At 71.5% G+C, this 24,332-nt stretch carries 26 protein-coding genes; 9 read left to right on the forward strand and 17 right to left on the reverse strand.

Annotated elements, in window-relative coordinates; translation table 11 throughout:
* Positions 1–70: 70 nt before the first annotated feature.
* The 8 genes from I2501_RS06455 to I2501_RS40520 form a co-directional block, all read right to left on the reverse strand.
* Positions 71–2,701, reverse strand: a complete 2,631-nt coding sequence (locus I2501_RS06455; RefSeq protein ID WP_328806238.1) for a SpoIIE family protein phosphatase — start codon at positions 2,699–2,701, stop codon at positions 71–73.
* 149 nt (positions 2,702–2,850) lie between these two features.
* A complete protein-coding gene (locus tag I2501_RS06460) occupies positions 2,851–3,342 on the reverse strand; it encodes a (deoxy)nucleoside triphosphate pyrophosphohydrolase (RefSeq protein ID WP_196192831.1) in 492 nt (163 codons plus the stop codon).
* 55 nt (positions 3,343–3,397) lie between these two features.
* On the reverse strand, positions 3,398–3,985 hold the full coding sequence (locus tag I2501_RS06465; RefSeq protein WP_236045895.1) for a winged helix-turn-helix domain-containing protein: 588 nt from the start codon (positions 3,983–3,985) through the stop codon (positions 3,398–3,400).
* 84 nt (positions 3,986–4,069) lie between these two features.
* Positions 4,070–4,672 (reverse strand): hypothetical protein, encoded by a 603-nt coding sequence (locus I2501_RS06470; RefSeq protein WP_196192832.1) that lies wholly within the window; start codon positions 4,670–4,672, stop codon positions 4,070–4,072.
* A 1-nt stretch (position 4,673) separates the two neighbouring features.
* Positions 4,674–5,348: an RNA polymerase sigma factor gene (locus I2501_RS06475; RefSeq protein WP_196192833.1), complete on the reverse strand. Its 675-nt coding sequence runs from the start codon at positions 5,346–5,348 to the stop codon at positions 4,674–4,676.
* Between the two features lie 135 nt (positions 5,349–5,483).
* A complete protein-coding gene (locus I2501_RS06480; protein ID WP_196192834.1) occupies positions 5,484–5,954 on the reverse strand; it encodes an RpiB/LacA/LacB family sugar-phosphate isomerase in 471 nt (156 codons plus the stop codon).
* A 59-nt stretch (positions 5,955–6,013) separates the two neighbouring features.
* A complete protein-coding gene (locus I2501_RS06485) occupies positions 6,014–6,982 on the reverse strand; it encodes a LamG domain-containing protein (protein WP_196192835.1) in 969 nt (322 codons plus the stop codon).
* Between the two features lie 177 nt (positions 6,983–7,159).
* A complete protein-coding gene (locus tag I2501_RS40520; protein ID WP_196192836.1) occupies positions 7,160–8,164 on the reverse strand; it encodes a LamG domain-containing protein in 1,005 nt (334 codons plus the stop codon).
* Between the two features lie 222 nt (positions 8,165–8,386).
* Between I2501_RS40520 and I2501_RS06495 the strand changes: the two genes are divergently transcribed.
* Positions 8,387–8,752 carry a hypothetical protein gene (locus tag I2501_RS06495; protein ID WP_196192837.1) on the forward strand — a complete coding sequence of 122 codons (366 nt, stop codon included), beginning with the start codon at positions 8,387–8,389 and terminating at the stop codon, positions 8,750–8,752.
* Positions 8,753–8,774: 22 nt separating this feature from the next.
* Here the strand turns inward: I2501_RS06495 and I2501_RS06500 are convergent, their stop codons facing one another.
* From I2501_RS06500 to I2501_RS06515, 4 genes are all read right to left on the reverse strand, one after another.
* The gene (locus I2501_RS06500) at positions 8,775–9,188 is read right to left on the reverse strand and encodes a PaaI family thioesterase (RefSeq protein WP_196192838.1); all 414 of its coding nucleotides are present in this window, start codon (positions 9,186–9,188) and stop codon (positions 8,775–8,777) included.
* Positions 9,189–9,220: 32 nt separating this feature from the next.
* Complete coding sequence (locus I2501_RS06505) at positions 9,221–9,664, reverse strand: PaaI family thioesterase (RefSeq protein ID WP_215909293.1); 444 nt, start codon at positions 9,662–9,664, stop codon at positions 9,221–9,223.
* 65 nt (positions 9,665–9,729) lie between these two features.
* Positions 9,730–10,983: an MFS transporter gene (locus I2501_RS06510; RefSeq protein ID WP_196192839.1), complete on the reverse strand. Its 1,254-nt coding sequence runs from the start codon at positions 10,981–10,983 to the stop codon at positions 9,730–9,732.
* 130 nt (positions 10,984–11,113) lie between these two features.
* Positions 11,114–11,977 (reverse strand): LysR family transcriptional regulator, encoded by an 864-nt coding sequence (locus I2501_RS06515; protein ID WP_196192840.1) that lies wholly within the window; start codon positions 11,975–11,977, stop codon positions 11,114–11,116.
* A gap of 92 nt (positions 11,978–12,069) precedes the next feature.
* Between I2501_RS06515 and I2501_RS06520 the strand changes: the two genes are divergently transcribed.
* The 7 genes from I2501_RS06520 (at position 12,070) to I2501_RS06550 (ending at position 20,104) form a co-directional block, all read left to right on the forward strand.
* Entirely contained in the window at positions 12,070–13,320 is a 1,251-nt protein-coding gene (locus I2501_RS06520; RefSeq protein WP_196192841.1) for a YbfB/YjiJ family MFS transporter, read from the forward strand.
* A 237-nt stretch (positions 13,321–13,557) separates the two neighbouring features.
* Positions 13,558–13,911, forward strand: coding sequence for a carboxymuconolactone decarboxylase family protein (locus I2501_RS06525; RefSeq protein ID WP_215909294.1), 354 nt, complete (start codon positions 13,558–13,560; stop codon positions 13,909–13,911).
* Positions 13,908–15,911: an FAD/NAD(P)-binding protein gene (locus I2501_RS06530; RefSeq protein ID WP_196192843.1), complete on the forward strand. Its 2,004-nt coding sequence runs from the start codon at positions 13,908–13,910 to the stop codon at positions 15,909–15,911. The genes I2501_RS06525 and I2501_RS06530 overlap by 4 nt, the downstream gene beginning before the upstream one ends.
* Positions 15,912–15,941: 30 nt before the next feature.
* Positions 15,942–17,138, forward strand: a complete 1,197-nt coding sequence (locus I2501_RS06535; RefSeq protein WP_196192844.1) for an acyl-CoA dehydrogenase family protein — start codon at positions 15,942–15,944, stop codon at positions 17,136–17,138.
* Positions 17,139–17,187: 49 nt separating this feature from the next.
* The gene (locus tag I2501_RS06540; RefSeq protein WP_196192845.1) at positions 17,188–18,762 is read left to right on the forward strand and encodes an AMP-binding protein; all 1,575 of its coding nucleotides are present in this window, start codon (positions 17,188–17,190) and stop codon (positions 18,760–18,762) included.
* Between the two features lie 73 nt (positions 18,763–18,835).
* Positions 18,836–19,129 (forward strand): DUF1330 domain-containing protein, encoded by a 294-nt coding sequence (locus I2501_RS06545; RefSeq protein WP_196192846.1) that lies wholly within the window; start codon positions 18,836–18,838, stop codon positions 19,127–19,129.
* A 105-nt stretch (positions 19,130–19,234) separates the two neighbouring features.
* Positions 19,235–20,104 (forward strand): aldolase, encoded by an 870-nt coding sequence (locus I2501_RS06550; RefSeq protein ID WP_196192847.1) that lies wholly within the window; start codon positions 19,235–19,237, stop codon positions 20,102–20,104.
* On the opposite strand, the gene I2501_RS06555 is transcribed toward I2501_RS06550, so the two are convergent.
* The 3 genes from I2501_RS06555 to ychF form a co-directional block, all read right to left on the reverse strand.
* Complete coding sequence (locus tag I2501_RS06555; RefSeq protein WP_196192848.1) at positions 20,076–20,330, reverse strand: Txe/YoeB family addiction module toxin; 255 nt, start codon at positions 20,328–20,330, stop codon at positions 20,076–20,078. The genes I2501_RS06550 and I2501_RS06555 overlap by 29 nt on opposite strands.
* On the reverse strand, positions 20,327–20,608 hold the full coding sequence (locus I2501_RS06560; protein ID WP_196192849.1) for a type II toxin-antitoxin system Phd/YefM family antitoxin: 282 nt from the start codon (positions 20,606–20,608) through the stop codon (positions 20,327–20,329). The genes I2501_RS06555 and I2501_RS06560 overlap by 4 nt, the downstream gene beginning before the upstream one ends.
* Positions 20,609–20,779: 171 nt before the next feature.
* Entirely contained in the window at positions 20,780–21,853 is a 1,074-nt protein-coding gene (gene ychF, locus I2501_RS06565; RefSeq protein ID WP_196192850.1) for a redox-regulated ATPase YchF, read from the reverse strand.
* Between the two features lie 153 nt (positions 21,854–22,006).
* Here ychF and I2501_RS06570 point away from each other — a divergent pair, with 153 nt between their 5' ends.
* Positions 22,007–22,516, forward strand: coding sequence for a DUF6542 domain-containing protein (locus I2501_RS06570; RefSeq protein WP_196192851.1), 510 nt, complete (start codon positions 22,007–22,009; stop codon positions 22,514–22,516).
* A gap of 40 nt (positions 22,517–22,556) precedes the next feature.
* On the opposite strand, the gene ppgK is transcribed toward I2501_RS06570, so the two are convergent.
* Together ppgK and I2501_RS06580 are read right to left on the reverse strand one after the other, a co-directional pair.
* Positions 22,557–23,303 carry a polyphosphate--glucose phosphotransferase gene (ppgK, locus tag I2501_RS06575; protein WP_196192852.1) on the reverse strand — a complete coding sequence of 249 codons (747 nt, stop codon included), beginning with the start codon at positions 23,301–23,303 and terminating at the stop codon, positions 22,557–22,559.
* Positions 23,304–23,339: 36 nt separating this feature from the next.
* On the reverse strand, positions 23,340–24,317 hold the full coding sequence (locus I2501_RS06580; protein WP_196192853.1) for a 4-hydroxy-3-methylbut-2-enyl diphosphate reductase: 978 nt from the start codon (positions 24,315–24,317) through the stop codon (positions 23,340–23,342).
* Positions 24,318–24,332: the final 15 nt, after the last annotated feature.

The following is a 24,332-nucleotide window of genomic DNA, read 5'->3' on the forward strand; positions in this document are numbered from 1 at the left end:
TGAGCAACGGGAGGGTTGTTGATCAACTAGCGGGTGTATCGGGTGCCACGTTCGGGGGTGACAGCGGTCGTCAGCGGCCCGGGCCGTCCGGCAGGGTCTGCTCGAACCAGACGACCTTGCCGCCGCCCTCGGCCCGCGTGCCCCACCGGTAGGCCAGCCGGTGGACCAGCTGCAGGCCGCGACCGCCCTCGTCGGTGCCGGCCGCCTCGCGCTCGCGCGGCGGGTCGGGCAGCGGGTCCGCGACCTCGACCACCAGCGTCGTGCCCAGCAGCAGCCGCAGGCCGATCGGGGCGCTCGCGTACCGGACGGCGTTCGTCACCAGCTCGCTGACCAGCAGTTCCGCCGTGTCCAGCAGCGGTTCGAGGCCCCACTCGCACAGGGTCGCGCGGACCCGGCGGCGGGCCAGCGCGGGCGCGGACGGCTCGGCGGTCAGCGTCCACCCGACCTGCCGCTCGGCGGCCGGTCCGGGGACGCCGCCGAGACGCGCCAGCAGCAGCGCCACGTCGTCCGGTTCCTGCCCCTGGTCGAGCGTGCTTACCACCGCTTCGCAGGCGTCCTCGACGGAGGCGTGCGGAAGCTCCAGGACGGCGCTCAGTCTGCGCGTGCCCACGTCGATGTCCTCCGTGCGCGACTCGACCAGGCCGTCGGTGTAGAGCGCGAGCAGCGTTCCCTCCGGCACGGTCAGTTCGGTCAGTTCGAACGGCACCCCGCCCACGCCGAGCGGAGCGCCGGACGGCAGCGCCAGCACGTGCGCCGTCCCGCCCGCAAGCGGGCCCTTCAGCTCGCTCCCGGACGCGTCGGCCTCGGCCGGGGTGATCAGCAGCGGCTCGGTGTGGCCGGCCTTGGCCAGGCGCAGGGCGCGGGTCGCCGGGTCGTAGACGGCGTAGACGCAGGTGGCGATGAGTGCCTCCTCCGGCCCCTGGGCGAGGTCGTCGGCCAGGTCGTGGACGTGCTGCAGCAACCGGTCCGGCGGCAGGTCGAGTCCGGCCAGGGTGCGCACCGCCGTGCGCAGCCGTCCCATGGTTGCTGCGGCGCGCAGCCCGTGGCCCATCACGTCCCCGACCACCAGCGCGGTCCGCCCCTGCGGCAGCGGGATGACGTCGAACCAGTCGCCGCCCACCTCCGTGCCACTGCTGCCCGGGACGTAGCGGTAGCCGACCTCCATGCCCGGCGGCTGGGCCAGCGACTGCGGCAGCAGGCTGCGTTGCAGCATCAGCGCGGCGGCGCGCTCGCGGGCGTAGAGCCGGGCGTTGTCCAGCGACGCCCCCGCACGGTCGGCCAGCTCGGACGCGAAGACGACGTCGTCGTGGTCGAAGCCCTCGCGCCGCCCGGCCCGGTCCAGGACCAGCAGTCCGAGCACGATGCCGCGCGCCCTGAGCGGCACCACCAGCAGCGAGTGCACGCCGAGCCGGTAGGCGGCCCTGACCCGCGGATCGCCCTGCGCGGCCATGTCGTCCAACTGCGCGGAGGCGTCCAGCTGTTCCGGCAGGCCGCTCTGCAGGACCCGGGCGAAGAGCGAGCCCTCGGTCATGGTGATCTGCGCGCCCGGCGTCTGCATGGTGTCCGCGTCCGGACCGGGGTCGACCGCAGCGGTGCCCGACATGACCAGCCGGGCCAGCCGGGTGTGCGGGTGACGCGGCAGGTCCGCGCCGTCGACGACCGCCTCCAGCAGCGCCACCCCGGCGTGGTCGGCCAGGCGCGGCACCAGCGCGTCGGCCAACTCCTGGGCGATCAGCTCGCCGTCGAGCAGGTCCCCGATCCGCGAGCCGACCTCGTTGAGCAGCGCCAGTCGCTGGCGGGCGCGCTCGACCCTGGCCACGGCGCGGTACCGGTCCGTGACGTCCATGATCATGCCGGTCAGCCCGAGGACGTTCCCGGCCCGGTCCTGCAACCGCGAGTAGGACGCCGAGCGGTAGCCGGGCTCGGACGGGTCGGCGCTGGTGACGGTCAGGTCGATCACCGGCTCCCCCGTCGCCAGCACCTGACGCTGGATGGCCATCACCTCGTCGGCGGCCAGCTGCGGCACCGTCTCCCCTGTGGTCCGCCCGAGATGGGCCGACACCGGGAGGCCGTTCATCCGGGCCAGGGTCTCGTTGACCCGGACGTAGCGCAGCTCGTTGTCGTAGATCGCCAGCCCCAGCGGGGACTGCTCGAAGAGCGCGTCCTGGACCGCGAGCCCCTGCTCGACGTCGCCCAGTGCGGCGGCGTCCGCGAGACGGCAGAGCAGGTAGGGGACGCCGTCGCCGTTCTCCAGCAGCGAGAGCCGGCACTCCAGCCGGACGCCGTGCCCGTCGTGGTGGCGCAGCACGACCGTGCCGACCCAGGACCGGCCGTCCCGCAGGACGTCCGCGATCGCCTCGTGGACGTGCTTGGTCAGCTCGGCGTCGTCGTCGAAGAGGAGGTCCAGGCCGCGCCCGACCAGGGCGTCGCTGGGCCAGCCGACCAACTCCTCGGCCGCCTGGCTCCAGAGCATCACCCGGCCCTGCTCGTCCAGCAGCGCGATGGCGACCCGCACCACGTCCAGCAGGCTGCCGCGGCGGGCGCGCTCCTGCGCGGCGTCGGCCTCCGGGCGGACCGCGAGCGGGGCGGGAAACGGTGCGGGCCCCTGGCCGCGTGAGCCTCCCCCGCCCGCGACCTGTCGGCCTCCGCCGCCCGTCACCGGCCTGCGGCGCAGGCGCGCACGCGCGTCAGCTTGCCTCACGACTCCCCGTCCCGGCCGCCTACTCGGGAGGGCGGCCGGATACTGACATACCCAGCCAAACCTCGCCGTACCCCGCCGTACGGGTCAACTTGGGCAAGAAAAACGATCATGGGGTGATGGGCTTCGCGGTGGGGTTCGGTCGGGTTCGGTCAGGGCTGTGGAGTGGGGTGTGACCTGGGCGTTCGGTCAGTCTCGACGTCGCCTGCGAGCAGGCGGCGGACGTGCGGCAGGGCGAAGCGGTCCTGCGGGAGCCAGTCGACCGTGTCGAGCTCGTCCGCCGTCAACCAGCGCAGGGCGTCGTGGTCCTGCAGCGGCTCCGGCTCGCCGTCGAGCAGCCGCGCGGACCAGATGTGCAGTTCCAGGCCGGGCCGGACCTCCCAGGCACCGGGCAGCCGCGAGAGCGCCCGCGCCGCCACGCCCAACTCCTCGCGCAGCTCCCGCTCCAGCGCGGCGGGAACCGTCTCACCCGGCTCCACCTTCCCGCCGGGGAACTCCCATCGCCCCGCCAACGCCTCCGGCGCGGAGCGCCGCGCGGCGAGCACCTGCCCGCGCCCGTCCAGCAGCGCGGCGCCGACGACGACCCGCAGCGCGGCAGCGTCCGCGCCCTGCGGGCCGGGTGCGGGCCGGTCGGAAAGGGTCATGGCAGCGAAGTCTAGCCAGCCGACCGACCTCCGACCGGTCCTGCGTGCCGCGCCGCTACGCCTCGGACGGGACGAAGCGGTAGCCCGAGCGGCGGACCGTCTCGATCACGCCGCGGTGGGTCGGGCCGAGCTTCCGACGCAGCCGCGCGACCAGCACGTCGACCGCGCGGCCGGAGCCGATCGGCTCGAAGTCCCACACCGTCTCGATCAGCGACTCGCGGCTCTGGACCTGGTGGGGATGGGCCATGAGATGGGCCAGCAGCTCGAATTCGAGGAAGGTCAACGGCTGGCTCCGGCCGTCGAGCACGACCGAGCGGTGGTCGGGGTCGAGCCGGATCCGTGACGACGGCCGTGCCGCGACGACGGCCGAGGTCGCGGACGGGTGTGCTGTCGGCGGGTGCGCTGTCGCGTACCGGGTGGGGCCCAGCGAGGGCCAGATCGCGGAGCGCAGCAGCTCTGCGGGCAGGCCCGACCGGTCCGTCAGACCGATCAACTCCCCTGACCGCAACCGGTCCAGCAGCTCCGCCGGGAGCTGGTCGGCCGGGACGAGCATCAACAGGCCGACCAGCGGCGCGGTTGTGGCCGCCGGCGTCGCCCCGCTCGGCTGCTGCGTCCCGCCGACCGGATCAGGGACGGGGACCAACGCCGCGAACGGAGACCGCGACTCGGCCCGCGCCCGCCTCGACCGCTCAGATATCCCCATCGCGCGCCGCCCTTCCGCTCTGCCCTACCGGCCCCGGTTGCCCTTCCCGCTGTTCTGGCCGTTCCAGTACCCGCCGTTTCCGTTCCCACCGTTTCCGCTCCCGCCGGTCTTGCCGCTCTTCTTGCTGCCGCCACCGTGCCCTTGAGAGCCGTTGTGCTTCCCGGAGTTGGCGCCGGAGCCGTGGGTCGTGTTCCGTACCGCCGAGCTCGACGCAGCAGGCCGCTGCCGGGGCGAGGCCGACGGCGTCGGCGTCGGCGCGACGGCGCTCGGGTGCCGGGCTGACGGCGACCGGCCCGCGGGCAGCGACGCGGGCACTGAGGCGGGAACCGTCACCGAGACGCCCGTGTGCCGCGACGGCCGTGCGGCGCCCGAGAGTTGTGTGCCGAGCAGCCCCACGCCCGTCGCGATCACTGCGACGGCCGCCGAGGCCGGGATCACGCGCGACCATCGCCACGCCCCTCGCCCGCTCGCGCGCTCCGGCGAAGACCGCCACGGACCGGCTGGGCTCCGGACCGCCAACTGCTGCCGGAAGGCGGCGAGAGCCGCCTCCTCGCCGTCGAGTTCGTCCGGGTGCGCCGGTGCGGCCGCTGCGGCGAGCAGTCGGGCCAGCGTGCTGTCGTCGTCCATGTCACTCTCTTTCAGCGCCACCGGCCCGAAAAGCGTTACTCAGCACCGCTGACAAGGTGCGTTGCACGGGCGCGGGCACCACCGTCGTCGACACTCCGAGCTCCGGCACGCCGAGCTCCGAAGCCCCGGGCTCCGACGCACCCGGCTCGGGATCGAGCAGCGCGGCGAGCCGGCGCAGCCCGCGGTGCGCCGCGGTCCGCACCGCGCCCGGCCGCTTGCCCAGGACCTGCGCCGCGTGCCGGGCGTCGAGGCCGAGGACCACCCGCAGGTAGACGGCCTCCGCCTGGTCCGCCGGGAGACGCGCGATCAGCTCCAGCGCGCTCGTCGTGGCCAGCGCGTCCAGCGCGGATCCCGCGGTGTCGTCCGGAGCGGGCCGCTGGAGCAGCGCCTCGGGCCCGGCCACGGTCAGCGGCCTCCGACGGCCGGTGCGGAGGTGGTCCAGCGCGCGATGCCGGGCGACGGTCAGGCACCAGGCCTGTAACCGCTCCGCGTCGCCCCGGAAGCGCGACAGGTCCCGCACGATCTGCAACCACGTCTCGGACGCGACGTCCTCGGCGTCCTCACCGACCAGGACCCGCAGGTAGCGGAGCAGCGGCGGGTGCACAGCGCGATAGAGGACGCGGAACGCCTGCTCGTCACCGCGCCGGGCGTCGTGCAGTGCCGAGGCCAGGTCCACGACGCATCACGATCCCCCCTGCGCGGACTTCTCCCCCGACGGCCGTCGCACGCAACGCTGCTGATCAGGCATCAGATCACGACTGTAGCCCAGGAGTCAGGGCGCTGGGCACCCCTCGGCGTCGCCGTCTCACGGCTACGCCTGCGGCCCCTGGCCGCCCTGACCGCCCTGACCGATCCGGCCGAGGTGGCGGATGTTCTCCTGATCGTCGGGCTCCTCGCTCGGCGTCCCGTCGAACCACGCGTCGAGGATCTCCGCCAGCACGGCGGGCGAGGTCAGCCGGAGGCTCAGCGCCAGCACGTTGGCGTCGTTCCAGCGCCGCGCGCCGCCCGCCGTGTAGGCGTCCGTGCACAGCGCGGCCCGGACGCCGGGCACCTTGTTGGCGGCGATGGACGCGCCGGTGCCGGTCCAGCAGCAGACGACGGCCTGGTCCGCGCGGCCCTCGACGACGTCGAGCGCGGCGACCTCGGTGCAGTACGCCCAGTCGTCCTTCTCGTCCGGCTGCAGCGCGCCGTGGGGCGTCACCACGTGCCCGCGCCGGCTCAGCTCGCTCACCAACTGCCGGGCGATGCCTTCGTCCATGTCCGAGGAGACGGAGATCCGCATGGCGGCAGCGTAGCGACCGGTCGTCGGTGCGCAAGCCGAGCGCCATCACAGAGTCAGCGTCAGGCGGTGGTGAGCCACCCGGCCGTCGCCGGGAGCGGGGCCGGGGTTCCGGCCGCGTCGGCCTGCGCCTGGGCGGCGACCTGGGCCGCGGTGAACGGGCGCTGCCAGATCCGGACGTCGGCTATCGCGCCCTGCCAGGCATCGGCCCAGTGCGACTCGTAGCGGGCCCGGCCTATCTCGACAGGGGTGTGGGACGCGAGCATGCCCGGCGCATGCTCCGTCGCCACCTGGACACCGTCGACATAGAGGGCAATGGTGTGCGCCTTGGCGTTGTAGACGCCGGTCAGCGTGGTCCAGACGCCGGTGACGGCCTGGCTCGTGGACAGCGCCATGACGCTCTTTCCGGGCGCGGCGGCGGTCTGCACCTTGAACACCCAGCGGTCGTGGGCGTTCGGGGCGGAGTCGTCCCGGCCGAGGTAGTAGGAGAAGAACACCCCGCTCCCCTGCGAGACGACCGCCTTCGGATGCGCCGCGGCGTCGTTCCGGACCACGGCGGAGACGGTGAAACTGTGGGTCGTGTCGAGCGTCGCCTTCGTGGCCTCGGCAAAGCTGTCGGAGTGGCCGGTCAGCACCAAGGCGGGGCCCGCGTGTCCGGGCTCCACGTTCACGTGCGCCGACGGACCGAGCACCAGACCCGTGGTCGCGGCGGCGTAGCTGGGAGTGGAGGGGGACGGCGACGCCGCCACCGACGCGGCGGTGCTCGACGCCGTGCTCGTGGCGGAGGTCGTCGCAGCTGCCGTGGCGTTGCCGTTCCCGCTGCTCTCCAGGACCACCCCGACGGCCACGCCCGCGACGACCACGAGTCCGCCGATGACGCCGGCCCCGACCCGCAGCATCCGCTTGCGGCGCGCTTCGCGCTCGTGGGTGACGGCCATGGCCGCCCAGTCCGGCTGCCCGCCCGGCGTTCCCGGCCCTCCCCCGGTGCTCGGCGGCCCCCAGCCTCCGTGCCCGTTCCAGCCGCCGCTCACGCCCGTCCCCGTTCCCTCGACCACACACCGAACTGCCGCACTATAAGCCGCGCCACTCTCGGCCACCGATCCCCGGGCGACTCCTGCCGGACAGGCCACGCCAAGCCCCAGCCACGCGTCGGGCAGGCAGGACGGCAGCCCGGCCGGAGTGCACTCGCACCCGCACCCGCCCGCGCGCTACGCGGTGGCGGTGAGCCACCCCGCCGTCGCGGGGACCGGAGCCGGGCCACCGGCCGCGTCGGCCTGCGCCTGCGCGGCGATCTGGGCCGGGGAGAGCGCCTGCTGCCAGACCTGGACGTCGGCCAGCGCGCCCTGCCAGTCGTCGGCCCACTGGTTCGCGTACCGGGCGCGGCCTATCTGCATCGGTGTGGGCGCGGCGATCATCCCGGGCACGCGCGCCGTGGCCGCCTGGACGCCGTCGACGTAGAGCGCGATGGTGTGCGCCTTGGCGTCGAAGACGCCGGCCAGGGTGGTCCAACGGCCGCTCGCCACCTGGCTCTTGGAGAGGGCCATGACCGTCTTCCCGGCAGCCGCCGCGGTCTGCACCTTGAAGACCCAGCAGTTGTGCGCGGCGCCCGAGGCGTTCTCGCGGCCCAGGAAGAACGAGTAGAACGCCCCGCTGCCCTGCGAGACGGCCGCCTCGGACATCGTGGGCCCGTCGGCGCGGACGACCGAGGCGACGGTGAAGTCCGACGCCGTGTCGACCGTCGCCGTCAGGGCGCGGGCGTAGCTGGTGTCCTTGCCGGCCAACGCCATTGCGGGACCGGTGTGTCCGGCCTGGACGCCCACCGTGGCCGCCGGGCCGAGCGCGAGGCCGGCCGTCGGCGAGACCTTGCCGGGCGCGGACGGCGACGCCGAGACCGGCGCGGCCGACGCGGTCGACGAGGCGACGGCCGACGGCGAACCGCTGGTCACGGACGGCCGCGGGTCGGCCACGGCCTTGCTGCCTCCCGACCCCTGCAGCACCAGCCCGGCGCCGACCCCGCCCACGACGACGAGTACGCCCACCGCACCGGCCGCGATCCGCAGCGTCGACTTCCGCCGTACCGCCCGGTCGTGCTCATCGGCCAGCGTGGCCCAGTCCGGCTGCGGCGCGGGACGACCCGCCGTCGCCGCACTCCGCGGATCCCACCCGCCCTGCTGGCCACCCCAGCCGCCTTGCCCGCCCCAGTCCCCGCTCACGCCTGTCCCCGTTTCCCCTCGCCATGCACCTGCCCGCCGCACTATAGGCGGCCGACCACTCAGGGGTCCTCCCCGGGACACACACCGCTACGGGCGGGCGACGTGTCTCGGCGAGGAGCGGGGTGCACACGACGGCTCGTCCGGGCCCGAGCGCCACGAGTACCATCTCACCGCCAGGGACGGGGACCTGACGTATCAACAAGGGAAGACACGGGGGACAGCATGCGATGGACCGACACACACGGCGTCCGATGGCGGATACGCCGGCACCGCCTGGCCGGAAAGCGACGCATCAAGCCCGAATGGGCCTTCGACATGATGCCCGACGGCTCGATGGACGATCCGATCTCGATGGTCCTCGCCGTGCCCGGCATGGTGGTGCTCGGCGTGCTGCTCCCGATCTGGCTGGTCGAGTGGCTGGTCCGGCTGCTGCTGACCCCCTTCGCGGCGCTGTTGCGGCTCACCGGCCTCGTGCCGTACCGGGTGGAACTGGTACGCGATCGCACCCGCGGCGAGTCCGTGCACACTCCCCGCGGCTACGGCGAACTCCGCCGCACCCTGGCCGCGATGCGCCAAGGGCGGAGCTGACGGCCGGTCCGCCGCGCCCGGCTCACCGGCGCAGCGGGACGTTCTGCAGCCACAGTTGGCCGCGGGCGAGCAGGGCCGACATGCCTGCGGATGTGATGGTCACCTCCCACAACTGCTGATCCGCGTCCTGGAATACCGGCCGGGCATCGACGCGGACGGGGCCGGTGACGTCGCGGACGAAGGAGTCCGTGGCGTTGCCGGTGCCGACGGCGAACTGACCGAGGTGCGCGACCGCCCGGGAGGCGCCGACGCTGGCCGCCCGCTCGACGACGGTGCAGTACACGCCGTTGTGCACGGCGTTCCACGCGTCGTGGTGCTGGGTGCCGATGTCGAGGTGGCCGGTGACACGGTCGGGGCTGACCGTGTCGAACGTCAGCCCCAGCTCCGCGACGAACCGGCTGGCGGACTCCAGCTCAAGGGTGGGAAACGCTTCCATGGTGCTGCCTTCCAGGTGTCGGGGAGCCGTGCTCAGTGGGAGAACCGGTCGCACTCGATGTTGCGGAGCCGGACCTGCCCACGGGCGAGCTGACGACCGTCCTGGTCGGCCACGGTCACCGTCCACAGCTGCTGGCTGCGCCCCTGATGAGTCGGCTCGGCCACGACCGTGGCCCGGCACTCCACGCTGGCGCGCAGGAAGTCGGTGGAGTTGTGCACGCCCACCGCGTACTGACCGCGGTCGGCCACCGCCGCGGAGGCGCCGACCGAGGCCGCCGTCTCGACCGCGGTCGCGTAGATCCCGCCGTGCACGATGCCCCACGGGGTGTGGTGGTCCGCGCCGAGATCCATGTGCCCGAGCACCCGGGCTCCGCTGACCTCGTCGAGGACCAGGCCGGCGGCGGCGACGAACCGGCTGGCCTCCTCGATGCTCAGGTCAGGCATTTCGACGGCCTCTGCGGCGGCGTTGGGGGTCATGGCTTCTCCCGTTTCGGTCTGGGTCGGTAAGGGGGAAATCAGTTGGGCTTGCACAGGGGCGGGCCCTAGGACCGGACACCGGTCCGCGGCGCCCGCAGCGCGGCGAGGCTGACCGTGGCGAGCAGCAGTGAGCCGCCGCCGACGACGAAGGACACCGAGGGCATCGCGTTGTACAGCGGCAGCAGAACGATCGGGGCGACCGCCGCGCCGCCGAAGCGGAAGGCGGAGACCGCCGAGAGCGCGCCGCCCCGGTTGCTGGGCACCTCGCGGACGGTGAGGTTCTGCAGGGCGACGTTGAGCATCGAGTAGCAGACGCCCGCGCCGGTCCAGCAGAGGACCAGCGTCAGCAGGCTGTGCGTCGATCCGGTCAGGGCGACCAGCACGGCCCCGAGCGCGGCGCCGATCCCGCCGACGACGCGTCCACCGAAGCGGTCGCTGAGCGCACCCCAGCTCGTGCCCAGCAGCAGGCCGGTCAGGCCGAAGCCCAACAGCGCGACGCCGGTGAGGTCGGGACGGACGCCGAGGTGCTCCTCGGCGTGCAGGGAGACGAGGAACGGGAGCCCGGCCGCGCCGAAGTAGCTGACGAAGGCGGCCACCGCCAGCAGTCCCATCCGCCCGTTCACCAGGGGACGCAGGCGCGGAGCCTGCGCTCCCGGACGTGCACCGCCGGGCGGAGGCGCCAGCGCCAGCACCCCGGCCGCGACGGCGACGCCGACGAACGCCCAGCGCCAGTTCACCGCCGCGGCCACCCCGCCGAGCAGGGGCGACAGCGACTGACCGGCGGCCTGGCAGCTGGCCAGCAGTCCCACGGACCGGCTCAGTCGGCGTGGCGAAACCATGTCGGCCAGCCCGGACAGCAGCAGCGGCGAGATGAACGCGTTGGCGGTGCCCATCACGGCCCGCACCACCAGCAGCAGCCCGATGTTCGGTGCGAGTGCGCCGAGCAGCGAGGCGACCAGGTAGACCACGTAGGCGCCGAGGACGGTGCGCCGGCGGCCCCAGCGCTCGCCCGCCGTCCCGGAGACCAGCTGCACCAGGGCGAACGGCACGAAGTAGGCGGTCACCAGGAGCGTGGTGGAACTCATGGACGCGTTCAGGGACTTGGACATCTGCGGCAGCATCGGTGCCACCACGCCACCGCCCAGAGGCCCCAGCGCGGCACCGACGTACACCGCGAAGACGCGTAGCTTCCGTATCAGCCCGCCGCTTCCGTCCGCGCTCTGCGGCTGTTCCGCTGCCTCGGTCGGCCCAGACAGGTCAACCGCTTTGCCCAGCGCGGTACTTCCCACAGCGCCGCCCGGCGCGTGGTCGTCAGTCATCACGGTCTCTCTTTCCACGAAGAGCGGGCTGCTCCGTGAAAAGACGCTAAGTTCCCGTGCGGTGTTTGTGTAATGCCCTTTATGGCTCACCGATATCCGGCAGGCATAGTTCCACGTGGGCGAGGTTCCGTCAGCGGTCGACCGCGTTGACCGCGTTGACCGCCACGTCGATGAAACGGCGCAGCAGGATCTCCTGCACGTGCGCCAGATAAGCGAGTTCGACCGGCACCGGCGGCGCGTCGACCAGGGGGACGAAGGTCACCCCGGGGTGGTTGATCCGGCGCACCCCCACGGCCGGCGCCACGCCGATGCCGCGGTTGGCGGCCACCGACTCGACCCACTCGTCGTAGTTGGTCGTCTCGATCACCTCCCGCGGCCCCTCTCCGGCTGCCCACGACCAGTGGCCGGTCGCGCCGCTGACCACGTTCTCCACAAGTGGCCACCGGGGCACGTCCGCCCAGTGCACCTGGTCGAGCCGGCTCACCTCGGAGTCGACGGCGCAGGCGATCGCCACCCGGGGCTCGTCGAACAGGTGCACCACCTTGACCGACCCGGTCGGGCGCACCCGGCCGCGTACCAACGCGATGTCGATCGCATGGCGTTGCAGCGCCTGGAGCGGGTCGTCTATCCGCACCAGGTTCACCTTGCTCCCCGAGCTCCGTTCGAACTCGCCGATGGTGCGCTGCGTCCACGGGTCCGGCATCAGCCAGCTGAAGCCCAGCCGGATGCTGACCTGCTCGCTCAGCGCGTTCACCGCCCGGTCCAGCTCGTTGAGCACCCGTTCCACCTGCGAGAGAAAGGAGTTGCCCACGTTGGTGAGTTCCACGTGCCGGGAGCTCCGGTTGAACAGCCGGACCTGCAGCGTCGTCTCCAACTGCTTGACGGTGCGGGTCAACGCGGGCTGCGTGATGGCCAGTTCCTCGGCGGCGTGGGTGAACGACCGCTGTCGGGCCACCTCGACGAACGCGCGCAGGTGACGCAGCTCGACATCCATAACTGTGGAGCATAGCCGGACGACACAAGGTATTTCTCAAAGTTGGAGTAGATGGCTTACGTTCGATTTGCCGTTGAGAGGGGGGCACGTCCATGGACGCGACAACGTGCAGCGGGACCAGACTGAAGATCACGCTCGGCGTCGGGCGGGGCGCGTCCGCGCTCGCGGTGTGCCTGGGGGTGGGCCGATTCGTCTACACCCCGATCCTGCCGCTGATGCACAGTCAGGCCGGGCTCTCCGCGCCGGTCGGCGCGGTGGTGGCCACCGCGAACTACCTCGGCTACTTCGTCGGCGCGCTGCTGACCGTGCTCGCTCCCCTGACCTTCCGGACCCGGGCGATGCTGCGCACCTGCCTGGTCGCCCTGGTGGTGACCACGGCCGGCATGACGCTCACCTCGACGCTCGAGGTGTGGTTCATGATGCGCGCGCTGTCCGGGGCGGCCAGTGCGGTGGTGTTCGTCATCGCGGTCAACGCGATGCTGCGGACGCCCGGCGCGGCCAAAGAGGGATGGACGTTCGCGGGCGCGGGCGTCGGCATCGCGCTCTCCGGACTGCTGGTCGTCTCGGCGCCGTTCGGCCATGACTGGAAGGCGGCATGGTGGTGCGCCGCGACGCTGAGCGTGGTGCTCGCGGTCGGCGCGTGGTCGCTGCCCACCGGGGTGGTGGTGCCGGCGACGAACGCCCGGCCGGAGGCGCCACGACCCCGAACCACCCGGTTGTTCCTGGCTCTGATCGTCAGTTACTTCCTGGAGGGGGTGGGCTACATCATCGCCGGCACCTTTCTGGTGGCGGCGGTGACACAGACCGCCCCGGGGTTCGCCGACCTCGCCTGGGTGCTGGTCGGGCTGGCGGCGATACCCGGCTGCGTACTCTGGGCCGGGCTGAGCCGCCGCTGGCCGCGGGCGGTCCTGCTGCCCGCCACCCTCGCCCTCCAGGCGGTGGGAGTGGCACTGCCGGCGCTGTCTTCCAGCAGTGCGGCGGCACTTGTGGCCGCGGTGCTGTTCGGCGGCACGTTCATGGCGATCGGAATGATCGTCCTGCCGATCGGCGCGCAGCTGCGAGCGCGCGGGTCGGTCGCCGTCCTCACGGTCGCCTACAGCCTCGGACAGATCGTCGGTCCGCTGCTGGTGGCCCCGTTGCTCGACCACGGCTACGGGTCGGCCCTGCTCGTGGGCGCGGTGGTCGTGGCAGGCGCCGCCGGGGTCGCGGTCCTGCTCTGCCTCGGAAATTCCCGATCCGCCCCGGCGCCGGTGGAGAACGCGCCGACGCCCCGGGCGTCCGTCCATTCCGCAGGAAATGTCCTCGGCAATCCGTTGACAGCGGACGCCGACAGCGGACGGTGACGCGCTCCACAGCACGGACACGCTGAACCGACCGGGCCGACATCGGGCCGTGGTGCACTCCGGGGGGATTCGCGCGCCAAAACACGCACATGAACGCGCGCACATGAACGTCACCTGACTCGAATTCGCGCTCCGGCGATACCGGCTGCTCTCACGCCGGTTCACGCCCGGACATCAACGATGGGGGAAATCGTGGATTCATCCGAATGGGACACAGGGGATCGGATACGCCGTGAGGTGCTCGGCGACGACTACGTCGACGGAGCCTCCTCGCAATGGGAGGGCGGCCGGACCCTGGAGGACCTGGTCGTTCGCTTTCCGTGGGCCGGCGTGTGGTCGCGGCCGAACCTGGACCGCCGGACCCGCAGCCTGATCACGGTCGGGATCCTGGCGGCGACCAACCGGAACCACGAACTTGAACTTCACATCCGAGGCGCGCTGCGCAACGGGTGCACCGTCGACGAACTGGTCGAGGTCGCCCTGCACTGCGCCGTCTACTCCGGCGTTCCGTCCGGCATCGACACCGTCCGGATGATTCGCCGGATCAGATCTGACTCGTCTTCGACTATTCGCCAGGGGGAAAGCGAATGAAGTCCGTCGCACTCATCGGAGTGGGGCCTCGCGGCCTGTCCGTTCTCGAACGGATCAGCGCGAACGCCGCGAACTGCACGAGCACGCACGTCGTCGTCCACATGATCGAGCCGAAGAAGTTCGGCTCGGGTGAGGTGTGGCGCACCGACCAGTCGCCGCACCTCATCATGAACATCGTCGCGTCCCAGATCACCGCGTTCACCGACAACACCGTGCAGATCTCCGGGCCGCTCCGGAACGGCCCGAGCCTCTACGCCTGGGCGCAGATGCTGGCTGCCGGAACCATTCCGAACACCTATCCCCGGGAGGTGTTCGACGAGGCGGTCGCCACGAGCGAGGACAGCTACACCCGGCGGAGCTTCTACGGGCACTACCTGGAGTGGGTCTACGAGTACATCGTCAGCACCCTGCCGCCGAACGTCTCGATCCGCGAACACCGGCACAAAGCGGTGTCCGTCAGCGACGTCGAGAACGGGAGCCAGGCGATCGGACTGGACGACGGCAGCGTGATCGTCGTCAACGAGCTGATGATGGCGACCGGGCACGGCGAGGCCGAGCTGTCGGCGGAGGAGAAGTCCTTCCACCGGCTGGCCGACTCCTCGGGCGGCCGCTACTACCCGCCCGCGAACCCGGCCGACGTCGACCTGGACCACGTGGCCCCCGGGGAGACGGTGCTGCTGCGCGGCATGGGGCTCTGCTTCTTCGACTACATGGCCCTGTTCACCCTCGGCCGAGGCGGAGAGTTCGTCCGGGACGCCGCCGGCACCCTGCGGTACCTGCCCTCCGGGAACGAGCCGCTCCTGGTGTGCGGCTCACGGCGCGGCGTCCCGCTGCACGGCAGGGCGAGCAACGAGAAGGGCGACGGCCGGGTCGAGCCGAACTTCCTGACCGAGGGGAAGATCCACGAGCTCCGGCTCCAACGGGCCAACGGCAAGCTGGACTTCCAGCGGGACTGCTGGCCGCTGATCGCCAAGGAGGTCGAGACCACCTACTACACCCGGCTGGTCGCGGCACGCTCCGGCGAGGCCGTCGCCGACGAGTTCCGCCAGCTGTACAGCGCCGCGCCCTGGTCCAGCGAGCTGGAGCGGATCGTCCTGGACAAGTTCGAGGTCCCCGAGGATCTCAGCTGGGACTGGGAGCGGGTGGCCCACCCCTTCACCGGGGCCGACACCGCGGACCTGGCCGCCTGGCAGGGGTTCATCCGGGACTACCTGACGGTCGACGTGCGCGAGGCCCAGCAGGGCAACACGACCAGCCCGCTCAAGGCCGCGGTCGACGTGCTGCGCGACATCCGCAACGAACTCCGCTTCGCCATAAACAACGGCGGCATCGAGGCCGAGTCCTACCGGCGGCACGTGAAGGGCGAGTTCAACTCGCTGCACGCGTTCCTGTCCATCGGCCCGCCGTGGAGCCGCATCGAGGAGCTCGGCGCGCTGATCGACGCGGGCATCGTGCAGATCGCCGGTCCCCGGTTCAGGGTCGAGTGCGACTTCGGTCGGGGCACCTTCGTCGGCACGTCCGACGTCCCCGGCGAGGAGCACCGCGCCCGGGTCCTGGTGGACGCGATGCTGCCCCCGGTGGACCTGACCAGGACGAAGAACCGCCTGCTGAGCCACCTGCGCCAGCGCGGCGAGGCCACCCGGTTCTCGGTGCCCTCGACGTCCGCCGAGCCCGCCTGCGTCACCGGGGGCGCGGCAGTGACCCAACGGCCGTACCGGCTGGTGCGCGCCAACGGCACCGTCCACTCGCGGCGGTACCTGTTCGGGGTGCCGACCGAGGGTGCCAACTGGGTGACGGAGACGGGCATCCGGCCCAAGGTCAACTCCATCACGCTCGGGGACAGCGACGCGATCGCGCGCGCGATCCTCGGCCTGCGGACCCGCCCGGCCCGCGACGTCGACGGCAGCCGACCCGAGCTGACGATCGACGAGCTGTTCACGGTGCCCGTCGGCGCCTCGTCGGGCAGCGGACCGGTCCGCGACTTCGGCCTGTACGACTGACCACCCCCACCAGATCCGGAAGGCAGAAGCATGACGCAAACACGTGACGCGGCGTCGGACACCGTGGACCTGCTCGCCGTCGACGACGAACTGTCCGAGGCGGACCGCGACATCCGGGACACCGTGCGGTCCTTCGCCCGCACCGAACTGGCGCCGTACATCACCGAGTGGTTCGACGCCGGCGGGATGCCGCGCGAACTGGTCAAGCGCATGGGCGAGTTGGGCCTGCTCGGGATGCACCTGGAGGGCTACGACTGCGCCGGCACCACCGCCACCTCCTACGGCGTGGCGTGCCGCGAGCTGGAGGCGATCGACTCGGGGATCCGGTCCTTCGTCTCCACGCAGGGCTCGCTGGCCATGTACGCCATCCACCGCTGGGGCTCGGAGGAGCAGAAGCAGCAGTGGCTGCCGCTGATGGCGGCCGGCGACGCCGTCGGCTGCTTCGGTCTCACCGAGCCGGATGCCGGCTCCGATCCCAGTGCGATGCGCACCACCGCACGTCGGCACGGCACCGACTGGGTGATCGACGGCTCGAAGATGTGGATCACCAACGGGCCGATGGCGGACGTGGCGGTGATCTGGGCGCAGACCGATGCGGGCCAGGGGGCGCGCGGGATCCGCGGCTTCGTGGTGCCCACCGACACGCCGGGCTTCAACGTCCAGGACGTGCGCGGCAAGCTGTCCCTGCGCGCCTCGGCAACCGGCGAGTTGGTGTTCGGCTCGCTGCGGCTCCCCGCTGACGCGATGCTCCCCGAGGCCGCCGGGCTCGGTGGCCCGCTGTCCTGCCTGAGCGAGGCCCGCTACGGCATCATCTGGGGCGTCGTCGGTGCCGCGCGCTCCTGTCTGGAGACGGCGCTGGACTACGCCCATCACCGGACCCAGTTCGGCCGCCCCATCGCGGGTTTCCAGCTGACGCAGCAGAAGCTGGCCGCGATGACGCTGGCCCTGACCCAGGCGGGCCTGCTCGCGGCGCGGCTGGGCCGGCTCAAGGACGCCGGGGAACTTCAGCCGACCCAGATCAGTGTCGGCAAGCTCGCCAACGTCCGTACGGCACTGGACATCGCCCGCACCGCCCGCACCATCCTGGGCGGCAGCGGCATCACCCAGGACTACCCGGTGTTCCGGCACATGGTGAACCTGGAGACGGTGCTGACCTACGAGGGCACCGAGGAGATGCACGTGCTGTCCATCGGCAAGGCACTGACCGGGCTGGCCGCGTTCCGCTGACCGATCGCTGCCCACCACGGGCACCTGTCCACCAAGAGGGCCGATACCCATGGCTGTATCCCGATCCGATCTCTGGTTCGAGCCGTTGACCCCGACCGCGTACCTGGACCGGGCCGCCGCAGCGCACGGTGAACGGGTCGCCGTGATCGACGGCGCGAGGCGGTGGACGTACGCGGAGCTCCACGAGCGGTGCCGGAAGCTGGCGGGCGGCCTCGCGCCGCTCGCCGGCGGGCGGCCGGTCGCCGTGCTCGCGCCGAACACCCACGTGGCGTTGGAGGCGCACTTCGGCGTGCCCTGGGCGGGCGCGCCGCTGGTCGCACTGAACACGCGGCTCGCCGCCGAGGAGGTGGCGTACATCCTGGAGCACTCCGAGGCCGCCGTCCTCATCCACGACCCGGCCTTCGACGAGGTCGTCGCGGGCGCGCTGCGCCGGTTGCGGCGCGCTCCGCGGTGCATCCGGGCCGGCGACGAGTACGAGGCACTGCTCGCGTCGGCCGAACCCGCCGCGCACACCCCGACGGACGAGTTGGCGCTGCTGTCCATCAACTACACCTCAGGAACGACCGGCCGGCCGAAGGGCGTGATGTACCACCACCGTGGTGCGGCGCTCCAGGCGCTGGCGATGGTCGGCCACACCGGACTGTCCACCGCGTCGGTGCATCTCTGGACGCTGCCGATGTTCCACTGCAACGGCTGGTGCTTCCCCTGGGCGGTCACGGCCGCCGCGGCGACGCACCTGTGCCTGCCCAGAGTGGACCCGTCCAGCGTGTGGCAGCTGATCCGGCAGGAGGGGGTGACCCACCTCAACGCGGCCCCGACCGTGCTGTCGATGCTGGCCTACGCCGACGAAGCCGGCGACGGCGTGACCGGCCGCACCGTACGGGTCACGACCGGCGGGGCGCCGCCGGCACCGGCGCTGCTGCGCCGGATGAAGGACCTGGGCTTCGACGTGACGCACTTCTACGGCCTGACCGAGACCTACGGCCCGGCCCTGCTGTGCGACTGGCGCCCGGAATGGGACGACCTGGACGCGCCGATCCAGACCCGCCTGGCCGCCCGGCAGGGCGTCGGCACCCGCGCCGGGGTCACACCCCGGGTGATCGGGCCCGACGGTCGGGACGTCCCCGCGGACGGCGTCACGACCGGCGAGATCGCGGTGCGCGGCAACACCGTGATGCTCGGCTACTTCAAGGACCCGCAGGCCACCGCCCAGGCCGCGCCCGACGGTTGGATGCGCACCGGGGACGTCGGGGTCAAGCATCCCGACGGCCACATGGAGATCCGGGACCGGAGCAAGGACGTCATCATCTCGGGCGGGGAGAACATCGCCTCCATCGAGGTCGAGCAGGTCATCATGGATCACCCGGCCGTGCGGGAGGCCGCCGTGATCGCAATCCCGGACGAGCGGTGGGGGGAGACCCCGGCGGCGTGCGTCCACCTGCACGAAGGCGCCAGCGCCACGGCGGAGGACATCATCACGCACGTCCGCGGGCGACTCGCCCACTTCAAGGCGCCGAAGCGGGTGTTCTTCGGGGAGCTCCCGAAGAACACCACCGGCAAGGTGCAGAAAGAGCTGTTGCGGGAGCGGTTCCGGGATCTGGCAGATCTGGCGCCGCTGTCCTGACCCGCAGCGTTCGACGCGGAACGTCCCCCTGGTGAAACCGCCTGTGGGACAGAGAGATTGAGGAGCAATCAGTATGGCCAAGGGATATCTGGTCGGCACCTACCGTTCGGTGCGCGACCCCGAGAAGCTCGCCGCGTACGGAAAGCTGGCGAAGCCGGCACTGGAGGCGGCCGGCGGCCGGATCCTGGCCCGCGGCGGCCGGGTCACCGCCTTCGAGTCGGGGCTGGCCGAGCGCACGGTCCTGGTCGAGTTCGCCAGCTACGACGCTGCGGTCGCGGCCTACGGCAGCGATGAGTACCAGCGGGCCGTCGCGGTCCTGGACGGCGGCGCGGAGCGCGATGTCCGGGTCGTCGAGGGGCTCGACTGAGACACCTGACGCTTCCGTGGTCCCCGCCGGTCGTCGGCGGGGACCACGGAGGGTCGTCACGCATGAGCGAAAGTGAGCGAGAGTGAGCGAAGGGGAGTCACGGCCATGACCGGCACGTTCGAGGCCAGCAAGTCCGAGCTGGTGGACCTGGCCCACCGCCGCATGCAGAGCGCGATCCCCGACAACGACTGGACGGTGCGTCAGAAGCTCGCCCTGACCTGCCGGATCCTGTTCGACGCCGGACACGACTCCGGTCTCGCCGGCCAGATCACAGCCCGAGCCGAGCGCCCCGGCACCTACTACACCCAGCGGCTGGGGCTCGGCTTCGACGAGATCACCGAGTCCAACCTGCTGCTGGTGGACGAGAACCTCGAAGTCCTTGAGGGCGACGGGATGGCCAACCCGGCCAACCGGTTCCACAGTTGGATCTACCGCGCCCGCCCCGACGTCAACTGCGTCATCCACACCCACCCGCTGCACGTCTCCGCACTCTCCATGCTCGAAACCCCGCTGGTCGTCTCGCACATGGACGCCTGCCCGCTGTACGACGACTGCGCGTTCCTGGAGAAGTGGCCGGGCATCCCGGTCGGCAACGAGGAGGGCGAGATCATCACGGCCGCGCTCGGCGACAAGCGAGCACTCCTGCTCGCCCACCACGGCCAACTGGTCGCCGCCGGAACCGTCGAGGAGGCGTGCACCCTGGCCCTCCTCTTCGAACGGGCCGCCAGGCTGCAACTGCTGGCCGCCGGCGCCGGGAAGATCCAGGAGATCCCCGACCTCCTGGCAACCGAGGCACACGACTGGACCTCCACCCCCAAACGCGGCCAGGCCAACTTCGCCTACTACGCCCGCCGCGCCCTCCGCACCGGCCACACCGACGCCCTGACAACCCCACCCGGCCCACGGACCGCGACGCTGCCCTCCCCCACCCGGGACGCTTCGGCGATCAGTAGTGGTAGCGGGCAGCAAGGATGACGATCTCCCTGTCCGTGACCAGATAGACGAGCCGGTGCTCGTCGTCGATCCGTCGCGACCAGGCCCCGGGCAAGTGATACTTCAGCGGCTCGGGCTTGCCGACCCCCGTGAAGGGGTCGAGCTTGACGTCCTCGATAAGCCTGTTGATCCGGGCGAGCATCTTGCGGTCGTTCTTGAGCCAGGAGGTGTAGTCCTCCCAGCCCTGGTCCTCGAAGACGAGCCTCACTCGGCACCCGCCGCCAGGTCCGGGGCATCCGGGTCGATCAGCTCGCGCTCCGACACGTTGATGTGATTCAGCGCGTTCTCGTACGCCTTGAGCAGCCGCCGCGCGTTCGCCGGAGAGCGGAGAAGGTAGGAACCCTCACGCAGCGCCGCATAGTCCTCGGCCGAGACGAGCACAGCATTGCCGTGCTTGGAAACGATCTCAATGGCCTCGTGGTTCTCGTTAACCGTCTTGATCAGCGGAAAGAGAGCCTTGCGGGCTTCGCTCGCGGTTATTGACATGACTCAACCCTTCCCTCAAGTGGTACCCAATAACGTACCACTTGAGGCACGCTTCAGGTGAGCCGGGATGTCTCGACGTTCCGGCGCAACGCACCACGTCAGCGCCACCGCGCCCACGAAACAGCCCGCCGACCTGCGGTTTCGCAAGTCGGCGGGCCGGTCGTCGGATCATCAGACGTTGAAGCGGAACTCCACCACGTCGCCGTCCTGCATGACGTAGTCCTTGCCCTCCATGCGGGCGCGGCCCTTGGCGCGGGCGTCGGCGATGGAGCCGAATTCGACGAGGTCCTCGAAGGAGACGACCTCGGCCTTGATGAAGCCGCGCTGGAAGTCGGTGTGGATCACGCCGGCCGCCTCCGGGGCGGTGGCGCCCTTCTTGATCGTCCAGGCGCGGGCCTCCTTGGGGCCGGCCGTGAGGTAGGTCTGGAGGCCGAGGGTCTCGAAGCCGACGCGGGCGAGGGTGGCCAGGCCGGGCTCGTTCTGGCCCATGGACTGGAGGAGTTCGAGGGCCTCGTCGTCCTCCAGCTCGATCAGCTCGGACTCGATCTTGGCGTTGAGGAAGATGGCCTCCGCCGGGGCGACCAGCGCGCGCTGGGCGTTCTTGAAGTCCTCGTCGGCCAGCTCCGCCTCGTCCACGTTGAAGACGTAGAGGAACGGCTTGGCCGTCAGCAGGTGCAGCTCGCGCAGCGGGGCCGGGTCCAGGCGGGCGGCGAAGACGGTCTGGCCCGACTCCAGGACCTTCTGCGCCTCCTCGACGGCGGCCAGCACCGGGACGACGTCCTTCTTCAGGCGCGCCTCCTTCTGCAGGCGCGGCAGGACCTTCTCGATGGTCTGCAGGTCGGCCAGGATCAGCTCGGTGTTGATGGTCTCGATGTCGCTCGACGGCGACACCTTGCCGTCGACGTGGACCACGTCCGGGTCGCTGAAGGCGCGGATGACCTGGCAGATCGCGTCGGACTCACGGATGTTGGCCAGGAACTTGTTGCCCAGCCCCTCGCCCTCGCTCGCGCCGCGCACGATGCCCGCGATGTCGACGAAGTCGACCGTCGCCGGGACCTTGCGCTCGGAGTTGAAGATCTCGGCCAGCTTGTCCAGGCGCGGGTCCGGGACGCCGACGACGCCGACGTTGGGCTCGATGGTGGCGAACGGGTAGTTGGCCGCGAGCACGTCGTTCTTGGTCAGGGCGTTGAACAGGGTCGACTTGCCGACATTCGGCAGGCCGACGATTCCGATCGAGAGCGACATGTGGCGGAGTCCCGGGTCCAGAGGGGTGAGCGTACAGCCCCCCAGTCTACGGTTCGCCGGGAACACCCCCGAACGGCTCAATCGGGTGACCCCGCGGAATTACCGGCGTGTCCGTGCACTTATGAGGCATTAATCCGACCTTACGTTGGTGACGTGGAGTACCGACGCAGCAGCACCCAGCCGGAGCGGAACGTGGCCGTCCCCAAGCCCGCGCGCTCGCCCGAAGCTGCCGCACGCTCGCGCCAGCCGCGTCCCGCGCCCGGCGGCGCTGGTGGGCGAAGCCCGCAGCGGCTGACGGCGGTGGGCTGCGGCGTGCTGATCCTCGCCGTGACACTGACCGCCGGGGCGCTGGACTCGCTGCTCTTCGGCAGCTCCGGGTGGCTGCTCGGGCTGGCCTACGTGGCGGTCTGCTTCCACGCCTCGGTACGCGTGCGCTCCACCGACCTGGCGGCGGCGCCGATCAGCGGGCCGATCTGCTTCGCGATCGCGCTGTTCTTCTTCGGCAGGGCCGCCGGTCAGGGCTGGGGCGGCCATGTGATCGGCCTGGCCGAGTCGCTGGCCCTGGACGCGGGCTGGCTCTTCGCCGGCACGGGCCTCAGCGTCGTGATCGCCGTGGCCCGGCACTTCTCGCTGACCCGGGCCCGGCGCAAGGGAGCGCAGTAGGCACTCCCCCGCACCGGGCCGGGCTCACCACGTTCCACGTTCAGCCGGACAGCTTCTCCGCCTGCATCGCGGCACCGATGATCCCCGCGTCGTTCTGCAGCTGCGCCGGCACCACCTCGGCGCGCAGCGGCTTGAGCAGCGGCAGGAACTTGTCCGCCTTCCGGCTCACTCCCCCGCCGATGATGATCAGCTTCGGGTGGAAGAGCATCTCCACCATCGCGAAGTACTCGTCCAGCCGTTCGGCCCACTGCGACCAGGACCAGTCGTGCCGCTCGCGGGCCGCCGAACTGGTGTGCTTCTCCGCGTCCTTGCCGTTGAGCTCCAGATGGCCGAGCTCCGTGTTGGGCACCAGGCGGCCATCGGTGAAGAGAGCGCTGCCGATGCCCGTGCCGAGCGTCAGCATCAGCACCACGCCGTCCTGCCCGCGTCCGGCGCCGTAGCGGACCTCCGCCAGGCCCGCCGCATCCGCGTCGTTGACGACGGCGACCGGCAGGCCGCCGAGCCCGTCGCGGAAGAGGGCGGCCGCGTCCGCGTCGAGCCAGCCCTTGTCGACATTGGCCGCGGTGAGGGTCTTTCCGTCGACGACGACGCCCGGGAAGGTGAGACCCACCGGGCCCTTCCAGTCGAAGTGCCGCACCACCTCGCGTACCGACTCGACCACCGCCGCCGGTTCGGATGGCTGCGGCGTCAGCACCTTGTGCCGCTCGCTCGCCAACTCGCCGCGGTCGAGATCCGCGGGAGCGCCCTTGATGCCGGAACCGCCGATGTCCACTCCGAAGACATTCACGCGACCACGCTACGACGGGCGCTCCCTGCCCGCCCGTTACTCGGGCAGACTGCCCGCCTCCGCGCGCAGGTCGCGGCGCAGCTCCTTGGGGAGCGAGAACTGCAGGTGCTCCTCGACCGAGTGGACCGTCTCGACGTCGCCGAACCCGCGCTCGGCCAGCCACTCCAGCACGCCGGTGACCAGGATCTCCGGCACGGACGCGCCGCTGGTGACGCCGATGGTGGAGACGCCGGCGAGCCACGCCTCGTCGATCTCGTCGGCGAAGTCGACCAGGTGGGCGTCCTTGGCGCCGGCCTCCAGCGAGACCTCCACCAGGCGCACCGAGTTGGAGGAGTTCTTCGAGCCGACCACGATCACCAGGTCGGAATCGGCCGCGATCTGCTTGATGATCACCTGACGGTTCTGCGTGGCGTAGCAGATGTCGTCGCTCGGCGGGCTGGTCAGCAGCGGGAAGCGCTGCTTGAGCGCGTCGACGGTCTGCATCGTCTCGTCGACGGAGAGGGTGGTCTGCGACAGCCAGACGACCTTGGACTCGTCCCGGACCTTGACCTTGGCCGCGTCCTCGGCACCGTCGACCAGGTGGGTGCGCTCGGGCGCCTCACCCATGGTGCCGACGACCTCCTCGTGGCCCTCGTGGCCGATCAGGAGGATGTCGTAGTCCTCCTCGGCGAACCGCACGGCCTCCTTGTGGACCTTGGTCACCAGCGGGCAGGTCGCGTCGATGGTCGCCAACCGGCCGGCCTTGGCCTCGTCGTGGACGGACGGGGCGACGCCGTGCGCGGAGAAGACGACGATGTTGCCCTCGGGCACCTCCTCCGTCTCGTCGACGAAGATCGCGCCCTTCTTCTCCAGGGTCTGCACCACGTACTTGTTGTGGACGATCTGCTTGCGGACGTAGATCGGCGCCCCGTACTGCTCAAGCGCCTTCTCGACGGCGATGACGGCACGGTCGACGCCCGCGCAGTAGCCGCGCGGAGAGGCGAGCAGGACACGGCGAGCAGGGGTAGCAGGCATGCGTCCAGCCTACCG

Source organism: Streptacidiphilus fuscans, from assembly GCF_015690355.1.
Classification (GTDB): Bacteria; Actinomycetota; Actinomycetes; order Streptomycetales; family Streptomycetaceae; genus Streptacidiphilus; species Streptacidiphilus fuscans.